The 8,174-nt window shown below is 36.1% G+C and carries 7 protein-coding genes and 1 pseudogene; 7 read left to right on the forward strand and 1 reads right to left on the reverse strand.

Features of this window, described 5'->3' with window-relative positions; all coding sequences use genetic code 11:
- The first annotated feature begins 259 nt into the window (after window positions 1-259).
- A complete protein-coding gene (locus tag DO88_RS18540) occupies window positions 260-808 on the forward strand; it encodes a hypothetical protein (RefSeq protein WP_050482425.1) in 549 nt (182 codons plus the stop codon).
- A gap of 316 nt (window positions 809-1,124) precedes the next feature.
- Here the strand turns inward: DO88_RS18540 and DO88_RS19235 are convergent.
- A pseudogene (locus tag DO88_RS19235) lies at window positions 1,125-1,227 on the reverse strand (transposase); the annotation flags it as partial.
- Between the two features lie 228 nt (window positions 1,228-1,455).
- On the opposite strand from DO88_RS19235, the gene DO88_RS18890 reads away from it, so the two are divergent.
- The 6 genes from DO88_RS18890 (at window position 1,456) to DO88_RS13430 (ending at window position 8,008) form a co-directional block, all read left to right on the forward strand.
- Window positions 1,456-1,593 carry a hypothetical protein gene (locus DO88_RS18890; RefSeq protein WP_157600358.1) on the forward strand — a complete coding sequence of 46 codons (138 nt, stop codon included), beginning with the start codon at window positions 1,456-1,458 and terminating at the stop codon, window positions 1,591-1,593.
- A 174-nt stretch (window positions 1,594-1,767) separates the two neighbouring features.
- Entirely contained in the window at window positions 1,768-4,911 is a 3,144-nt protein-coding gene (locus tag DO88_RS13440) for a lantibiotic dehydratase (protein ID WP_033038385.1), read from the forward strand.
- Between the two features lie 216 nt (window positions 4,912-5,127).
- Window positions 5,128-6,486: a bifunctional UDP-N-acetylglucosamine diphosphorylase/glucosamine-1-phosphate N-acetyltransferase GlmU gene (gene glmU / locus DO88_RS13435; RefSeq protein WP_033038387.1), complete on the forward strand. Its 1,359-nt coding sequence runs from the start codon at window positions 5,128-5,130 to the stop codon at window positions 6,484-6,486.
- Window positions 6,487-6,597: 111 nt separating this feature from the next.
- Window positions 6,598-6,852, forward strand: coding sequence for a hypothetical protein (locus tag DO88_RS19055; RefSeq protein ID WP_232224785.1), 255 nt, complete (start codon window positions 6,598-6,600; stop codon window positions 6,850-6,852).
- A 122-nt stretch (window positions 6,853-6,974) separates the two neighbouring features.
- Window positions 6,975-7,418, forward strand: coding sequence for a hypothetical protein (locus DO88_RS19060; RefSeq protein ID WP_232224786.1), 444 nt, complete (start codon window positions 6,975-6,977; stop codon window positions 7,416-7,418).
- Complete coding sequence (locus DO88_RS13430) at window positions 7,418-8,008, forward strand: DUF1240 domain-containing protein (RefSeq protein WP_007377670.1); 591 nt, start codon at window positions 7,418-7,420, stop codon at window positions 8,006-8,008. Before DO88_RS19060 ends, DO88_RS13430 begins: the two co-directional genes overlap by 1 nt.
- The last annotated feature ends 166 nt before the right edge of the window (window positions 8,009-8,174 follow it).

The following is an 8,174-nucleotide window of genomic DNA, read 5'->3' on the forward strand; positions in this document are numbered from 1 at the left end:
CAAACGTGTCTGGCGGTAAAAGAAATTCACTATTATGTGGTTTGTGCGACATTTCGATTCCGTGCACATTAGACTACTAGAAACATCGCTATTGGTCAATTTGGCTGGTGGTAATATGGTGGTCGACTTACGAAGCATCACCATTCCACGCTCTTTTGATTAATGCAATAAGTTTATAGTCGTGTGAATTGAAAGTACAACTTAAAGCACGACTAACTTTACAAATGTAGATTAACCCTCTGTGAAATAGGAGTTTTAAATGAGTACACTAAAATCACTTGCTAAATCCATTAAAGGCTATAAAAATCAAAATGTTATAGTTAGATTTTCTGAGCTTTATGGTGTGGATTTATCTGAGTCGGAGCAAATATTTGAAGATATGAAGTTATGGTTAGTATTAGCGAAGGTTGCTAAAATTGAAAATAGTAATAAACCTTTTGTAATTGACAATGCTCTTTTGGTCATTGATGAAATGTGGCATAACTTTATTCTATTTACAAAAGATTATAGCGCTTTTTGTGATAATTACTTCGGTCATTATTTACACCACAATCCGACCTCGGTTGAAGAAAATAATAGGCAAAAAGAGGTGTTTAGTAACATGTCTATTGAAGAGAGGCAATCTTATATGATGGAAAAACTTCGGTGGCAGTACGAGTTTACTATGGTTAAGTTAGGTAAGGATATTTTCATTCGTTGGTATCAATATTATCCGAATAAGTTTACTAAAGAAAGTTTAGCTAAATTATCGTATGAAAGTACTAAGAAAAAGTCTGGGTTTGAAGATAAAGTTAAAAAAGTTGCTTAAGTTAGAGTGTTATCTTTTATTTGTACTGTCTCAGATTTAATCTGACAATTATCCGATTTTTGCGGTGTCTGTCAGCTTAGATTTGAGCTAAATTTTTTCAGCCCAAACAGTTTCCCTATCTGTTAATGTTTCAAGTGGCGTTCTACCACAACATATTTTTCTTTGATGAGTTCATTTTTTTAAAATATCCCGTTCCTCCGTGACACGTTTCAATTGTGCTTCTAATTTAGCGATCTTCAATTTTTCATCGGATGATTGAGCGGCTTTAGGTTTATCTGACAACTGGCTCCGTCGTGATATAACGTTTTGGTAAAAATATCTAATCGTTCAGCGACTTCTGCAACTGAATATTCACGCTCAGTAATTTGTTTAACAGCCGCTTCTTTAAACTCTTGGGTATAACGTTTGCCTTTGCTCATAAAACACCTCTTATTAGAAGTTACAATGTAACTCATTAGGTGTCTAGCAAACTATGGGAAGTCCATTTAGTATTTAACCAACTAAAAGTTGAAATAAGTTTAAGTGAATGTATGTCGGCAAAACCTGCCTTGAAAGAATTGAACTCAAGCAGTTTTTAAAGTTATAGTAAATAGGATATCAACGAAACAGAGCTCGATACTATTAGCATTTCACTAGGTCGCTTATGCTTGAAAACAGTCATACGTTGGTCTGGTCTTGTAATCTTAGTTATACAACTTGCCGATCCTCCATTACCTGCAACTTGTACCGTCATTGCTGCAGGGGTTGAGTTATTATCTGTAAAAAGCGAAATCGGGTTACATTAAATATGCAGAGGTTAATAATTTATATTCTTACAATAGTATTGAAGGTACATATAGTGAAATTTTCAGTTTTTAATGGACTATTCTGGAATTGGCTTAGTTCTTTTGAGCGCATTGACAGATGTTGATTGGGTTGATTGTTTACTCAAGGCATAAAAAAGACATAAGGAAGTAATAATGTCGGATAAAATAAAAAATGCCCCATTCTTTGTGGTTCGGACCCCCCGCCTTGCTGTTGAGAAAATTACACAGTTTCAAGATGAACATGCTGATACAAATTTAATACTGGAGCAGTGGATAGCGATGCACGGTGTTCAAGAAGCACTTTATTTAGCTAGCCCCTCGCTATTAGAACGCATAAATCTATGGCGTGAAAAACCAGATACTAAGCAAGGTAAAAAAGTATCGCACGCTTTAATAAAATATATGATCCGGATGTGTTCAAGAGCAACACCGTTCGGTTTATTTTCGGGTGTAAGTAAAGGTGAGATCACTTCGGTTACAGATTTAATCTGTGGGGATTATAAAAAAGATAGCCGAAAGACTCGTTTAGACATGTTTTACCTAAATGAGCTTAAAGACTATTTTATCAAGCATACCTCGAAATCTGACACACTAAAATATAAACCAAATCCCTCTCATTATTTCATCGCGGAGCAGTGTCGTTACATAGAAGCTTACCTCTTCGATGATAGTATGCAATATCGTTTAAGCGCGGTGGAAAGTGACGAATATTTTAAATTTGCTTTAAATTTAGCAAGTACCGGGATTAGCTTTAATAACTTATGTAAGGCTTTTTGTGAGCAATATATAGATGCCGATAAAGAAGATGTAGAGTCATACATTCAAGATTTAATAGATGAAGGCATTTTAATAGCTGATATACCATTGCCATTAACTGGAGATTCTCCAGATTATGCTTTATTAAAGTCTATTCAAAATCTTAAAGAAAATATTTACGCTGATCATCTTGCTACAGTTTTGGTGAAAATAGATCATCTAGATGAAGATAACTTAGGAAGCATTGCACCATACAAGCAATTACTTACACATTTAGATAAATTGCCTATAAAAGCACAAGAAAATAAGCTGTTTCAAGCCGATATATATCGCAACTACAGTACTTGTTATTTAAGCGAAATAGAAATTAACCGCTTGCAAAAGCAACTTGAGCTACTGTCTGGTTTGAGCTTGAACGAAAGAAGCAATCCTTTATCCCCGTTTATTAACCAATTTAATGCTCGTTTTGAAGGGCAGTTTGTAGCACTTGATGTCATTTTAGATGATGAAACCGGAATTGGCATTTCAGATGAAACAGGCTATGAAGCACCTTTGGTTGCCGGCTTACACTTCGCTCGGGCTGGCGGTATTGTCAATACTCCGGCAGGTGTGAGTCTAATTGATGCAATTATTGAAGAAGCAATTAGTTTACCAAAAAATCGCAATAAAAACTGTATTGCTCTAAAAAGTAAAGAACTCAAAGTTAAAGCGACAAATACTGACGCACTAAAATATTATCCCAGCTCTTTTGCTGCAATGCTAAGTTTGTACGAAGATGATAAACACAATCCTATAATTAAGTTTAATGGCTGCTATGGGCCATCATCAGCAAATTTATTAGGCCGTTTTTGTCATTTAGATGAAAGTTTAAAAAATGCAGTGAGGGAAGAGTTAAGGCTAGAACAGGCGCATTCTCCAGATGTTATTTTTGCTGAAGTTGTACATATGCCAGAAGGGCGACCCGGTAACGTTATTGCTCGTCCGCATTTACGTGAATACGAGATTGTATTTATGGCTGACAGCAGCCTAAATGACGAATATCAAATTCATTTAAGTGATTTATATGTTTGGGTTGAAGGCCATCAGGTTAAGCTCTGGAGTAAGCGATTAAATAAACAAATTGTTCCGCGCTTGTCATGTGCACACAATTATTCTTCGCGCAGCCTTAGTGCATATAAATTTTTATGCATGCTGCAACATCAAGATGGGCGAGTACCTCAGTTTTCTATGCCGCAAAGTACAACCAGAGATAGTTTTGTACCACGGATAATGTTAGATAATTTAGTGCTTAGTGAAAAAACATGGCGCATCGATAGAAAATATCTACAAGAAGTGTTAATTGATGGCCAGCTTAATATGGATAAGCTCAATGCTCTCTTAGCTACCTTCCAATTAGACCCGCAAGTTTGTTATGCAATGTTTGATAATATTTTGCAATTGGACTTGCGAAACTCTGACATGTTTGAAATTTTACTAGCAGAGACTAAAGGACAAACCAGGGTTGAATTAAAGGAGGTTTTATCTTCTAACTTTTCCTCACGTGTAAGAGATGAACAAGGGCATCATTATAATAATGAAGTAATAGTACCTTTTAGAAATACAGCGGCAAAAGTACATAAGCACTTTGTAGATGAGCCACTTGCAAATATATCGGCCAAGCCAATTAAAAGAAGGTTTAGTGCTGGTTCTGAGTGGCTCAGTTTAAAAATTTATAGCGGTAATTCTTTAGTTGAACAACTTCTGTGTGAGAAGTTACTTCCACTCATTGAGTCAAACAAAAACCTTTATAACAAGTGGTTTTTTATTAGATACTCAGATCCAGACTGGCATATTAGAGTTCGTTTTCATGGAAAGCCAAATATATTATGTGGTGAGTTACTACCTTTATTAAATAACCTACTTGATCCAATGATCGAAAGCGGTGAATTACATAAAGTAGAGCTAATGACATATGAGCGAGAGGTTGAGCGCTATGGTGGGCCTGAGTCCATAGCCTTGGCTGAATCTTTATTTATGTATGATAGTGAGTTAATTACAAACACATGTTTACTAGTCGACGACTACGGTGAAGATATACGTTGGCGAATAGCATTAAATTATACACATAAGTTACTCAATCTATTTAATTACACGGATGATGAGCGTTTAAGTTTGATTAGCCGTTTACGAGATGGTTTTGGTAATGAGTTTAACGAAAATAGTATTTTACGTAAGCAGTTAGGTAGCCGTTTTCGAGAGTATCAAGATCAGTTAAATGACGACTTCATTAAGCTAAATACTGTTGATACAGATGGCCTTGATGAAACGCAAAAGTTTATTTTTAAATTACTTAAAAAATGGCAAAATAACGCTGAGCCAATTGTTAAAGCCTTAGTTCAGCTCATTAAAGAAAATAAGCTTAACTGTACACGAGATTCACTTTTAGGCTCACTTTTGCACATGCATAATAACCGTATATTTAAAGCATATGGAAGAGAGCAAGAGTTTGTAATACATGATTTGCTAAGGAGAAAATACTTTTCTACAGGTAAAGCTAAATAAAAAAAGCGCGTTTAAAGTTGTAATACCTTTAAACGCGCTTATATTTTTTACCAATCCTCGCTACAATAACGCTATTCAATTAAGTGTGTTTTTCAGTCAAGATTCAGTACTAATAAACTAACCTGCTGAGTATTTGCACAAGAAGTGATTTACGTAATCTTCTGATCAAACATAAGACTTATTTAGCTAAAACAACGAAAAAAGGAAATTGTTTTAATGGCTCTAACAACTATTATTCTTGCTGCGGGTAAAGGTACTCGTATGCGCTCTGCTCTACCTAAAGTTTTGCACAAAGTTGCAGGTAAACCAATGGTACAGCACGTTATTGATAATGTGATGGCATTAGGTGCAACGACTACAAACTTAGTTTATGGACATGGCGGCGAACTATTACAACAACAACTTGCCGATAACGATGTAAATTGGGTACTCCAAGCAGAACAACTCGGTACTGGCCACGCAGTAGCGCAAGCCAACTCTCATGTTAATGATGAAGACACGGTATTAATTTTATACGGCGATGTACCATTAACAAAACAATCAACACTAGAGCGTTTATTAGCTGCAACACCTAAAAATGGTTTAGCGGTATTAACAGTAAATTTGGTAAACCCAAATGGCTATGGTCGAATGCTTCGTGCCGGTGGTAAGTTAGTCGGTATTGTTGAGCAAAAAGATGCAAGCTCAGAGCAGTTACTTATTAACGAAGTAAATACAGGCATTATGGCTGTTAACGGTAAGCTATTAAAAACATGGTTAGGTAACTTATCTAACAATAATGCACAAGGCGAGTACTACTTAACAGATATCGTTGCAATGGCGCACAGTGAAGGTGTAGAAATTACTTCAGCTCAGCCAGACCATGCAATGGAAGTTGAGGGCGCAAATAACCGCGTACAACTTGCTGGTCTTGAGCGTGCTTACCAAGCATGGCAAGCGCAAGAGTTAATGTTAAATGGTGCAACACTTGCTGATCCTGCACGTATTGATGTGCGTGGAACAGTTACCACCGGTGAAGATGTACTTATCGATGTAAACGTTATTTTTGAAGGTAATGTAACGCTTGGTAGCAATGTACAAATTGGCCCTAACTGTGTCCTTAAAAATTGTACCATAGGCGATAACGTGGTAATAAAGGCAAATACCTTAATTGAAGATGCAAGCGTTGCCGCACAGTGTACGTTGGGTCCTTATGCCCGCCTTCGGCCTGGTGCTGTAATGGAAGAAGACTCACACATTGGTAACTTTGTTGAGATGAAAAAAACCCGTTTAGGCAAAGGCTCAAAAGCCAACCACTTAAGTTACTTAGGTGATGCTGAAATTGGCGAAAAAGTGAATATTGGCGCTGGTACTATTACCTGCAACTACGATGGTGTTAATAAATCAAAAACTATTATTGGCGATAATGCTTTTATTGGTTCTAATTCATCACTTGTTGCCCCAGTAAATATAGGTGCAACTGCAACAATTGGTGCAGGCTCTGTGATCACCAGTACCGTTGAAGATGACCAATTAGCAATAGCACGCTCTAAACAGCGTAATTTAACAGGTTGGAAACGCCCAGTTAAAAAATAATAAGCCAACACCTTTTTAAAGCGAGTTATATACTCGCTTTTTATTGCCTAAATTTTCTTGATTAAGTAGACTATAAAATAATGGATTAAAATATACTCAAGGAAGTGTTATATGTCAGCTCATGCTCGCCGTGCTATTGCCGAAAGGCAACGTCAAAGCCAAATAAAAAGCATTCTATCAGGTAATAACCACACTCTTATTCAAATGAACTCAGCAGAGTTTGTAGACTACATTATCTCTGTAAAGATGAAGCAAGGTAAATCTCGTTCAGAAGTGGTTGATTGGCTTGATGAGTTACTAGAAGAGCATAATTCACTATCAAGTAAATGGAAACGAATTAAAGAACCATTAAAGACAGGAGTATAATCACTTCTTACTCTGGTATCCGAGCTCATTTAACGGGTACTCGTTATTTAGCAAGTAACCCCAAACTTTTTACTATCGGTGTCGGTAAATTAGAAGCTGCAAAAGCTATGAAGGGTGGGTTTGTGCTCACTCTAGCAATTTCAGTGACATTTCATGCTACAGACTACCTTTTAAACGATCAAAAAACATGGCATGACTTAGTGGCAGGTGTAGCCGTGGATATGGCTGTAGTTGGAGCTGCTATTGTGACTACTAGTACAATATTAGGTGTCGCATCAGCAGCATCAGCAGGTTTAGCAACAATAATTGCTGGTACAGTATTAGTGCCCTTGTTGGTTGTTGTAATCGTTGGGGTGGCTTTTTCAATTGCATTTTCGGATACCAGTGATTATGTAAAAGTACTTTCTGATGAGTTAAGAAATATTGAAAATAAGATACAGAGTGGTGTAGTTAAAATTAAGGCTGGAGCGCAGAAAATTAATAGCGAATATAAAGAAAATCCAAATGAATTTTTACATGAAACCTTTGGAGTTCCTATGTTTAAAAAAACTAGGTCTTATAACTAATGCCTATTTTAGAATGGAAAAAAGCAGATAAAAAGTTATCCCTTGCAAATGTGAAAGAATTAGCTTCTGTTTTCTTCTTGTTAATTGTTAGTGGAGGACTGTGCTATAAAATAGCCTTAAATTTTTTTTCCGAAGTGGAAACAATATTTTTAGTTAGTCGGCCTCAATTTTTTATCAAAGAGCAAGCCACCATACTGCTATCTTTTTTATTATTACCTTGCTTATTTCTAACGTTTTTATCGACTTTACAGCGCTTTTTGGGGTTTGATATAAAGTTAACTTTAATTAATGCATTTAAAAGTGCAGTTGTAGGTTTAATTGTTTTATTAATTCTATCAATCCCGACGAATCTTGTCATAGAGTCTAATTTAAAAAGCCAAGGTTACACTTATTGTAGTTGGTATACTGGACCCTCACTTCGAGCGCCTGATGTTTGGCTAAAAAATAATGATTTATGTCTACAAGACGGTTCTATAAAAATTAGCGACATAGCCGATTGGTTTGAAATGCATAATGAAAAAGGCATTGAGCCAACGCTTAATGAGCTTAAAGTTTTTATACAGAAAATTAGAGCAGAGTATAATCGCTAAAATTAAAACAAGATTGCTTTAGCCGTTTTTATTTAAAAACCAGATAATCTAGTCAATTACACAAGAGATTTTTTGTTTTCCAACGATAAACCTGAATCGTAGTGGGTTGGCTAGAAAGTGTACTCGAAAGATCAACACGCTCTAGGTGTACTAGCTCAGACTTGAT

Source organism: Pseudoalteromonas sp. S3431, from assembly GCF_000690035.1.
Taxonomy (GTDB): Bacteria; Pseudomonadota; Gammaproteobacteria; order Enterobacterales; family Alteromonadaceae; genus Pseudoalteromonas; species Pseudoalteromonas fuliginea.

Excerpts from the sequence above, each read along its gene's own strand:
- DO88_RS13440 (WP_033038385.1), top strand. The coding sequence starts at position 1,768 with ATGTCGGATAAAATAAAAAATGCCCCATTCTTTGTGGTTCGGACCCCC.
- DO88_RS18540 (WP_050482425.1), top strand. The coding sequence starts at position 260 with ATGAGTACACTAAAATCACTTGCTAAATCCATTAAAGGCTATAAAAAT.
- glmU (WP_033038387.1), top strand. The coding sequence starts at position 5,128 with ATGGCTCTAACAACTATTATTCTTGCTGCGGGTAAAGGTACTCGTATG.
- DO88_RS13430 (WP_007377670.1), top strand. The coding sequence starts at position 7,418 with ATGCCTATTTTAGAATGGAAAAAAGCAGATAAAAAGTTATCCCTTGCA.
- DO88_RS19055 (WP_232224785.1), top strand. The coding sequence starts at position 6,598 with ATGTCAGCTCATGCTCGCCGTGCTATTGCCGAAAGGCAACGTCAAAGC.